This is a genomic window from Ruegeria sp. AL12, assembly GCF_056540885.1.
Map to the genome: position 1 here is coordinate 1 of NZ_JBQFXN010000135.1, position 675 is coordinate 675.

At 56.6% G+C, this 675-nt stretch carries 1 protein-coding gene; it reads right to left on the reverse strand.

All coding sequences use genetic code 11. The annotated features are described in order from the left end of the window. Positions 1-422 precede the first annotated feature (422 nt). Positions 423-675: entericidin A/B family lipoprotein (locus ACR0C6_RS21835; protein WP_480621256.1), on the reverse strand; the 253-nt coding region annotated here is incomplete at its 5' end.

The window sequence follows — 675 nt, forward strand, 5'->3', positions numbered from 1 at the left end:
CGACCTACAGCACCGTTCTGGAACGTCAGGTGAACTGAAGCGTCTCTGGCCCGGTTGGGCTGTAGGGGGTACTGGCTGTAGTTAATCTGCAGCGCTTAGTAGGTAATCCCGGTCGGGTCGGAGCGCTTCTCAAATTGGTCTCCACAGGGAGGAGACGGGTCGGGCGGTGGCTGGATCGCTCGCGATAAGGGCAGGATGGTCCGATGTCGGAATGTGTTCCCGGCATCGGTTTCCTAACCCGTGCGGACCTTCAGCGCAGCCTCGTGTGGCGAAACGAAGCCGCTGTCCGACCCAACTTGTTGAAAATCCTGAAAATGGTGCGGCTGCGCGTTCGCCAGATTTTTGGTTGCCCCGGCAATCGCGTCACCGAGTATAGAGAATGCGCTGCCGTATCACCGGCTTCAGGTCACAAGCCGCGGTCGTTAAATAGCCTGCTGTACGTCACTTGCAGTGTTGCTGATCGCGTCGCCAGCTTTGCCGATGTCTTTCCCGACACCTTTTGCCGTTTCACACGCTGTCAAAGTCAATAGGGCGGCCCCAATCAGTAGAGTGCGGATCATCGTTTGCTCCATAGGTTTTGTTCTCTGAGCGTCGTAGCAGTTTTTCCCATATGTAACCAGCGGTTTGGGCGGTTTCAGTTTCGGTAAAGATAGGGGCCGCTGACCCCGGTTACCA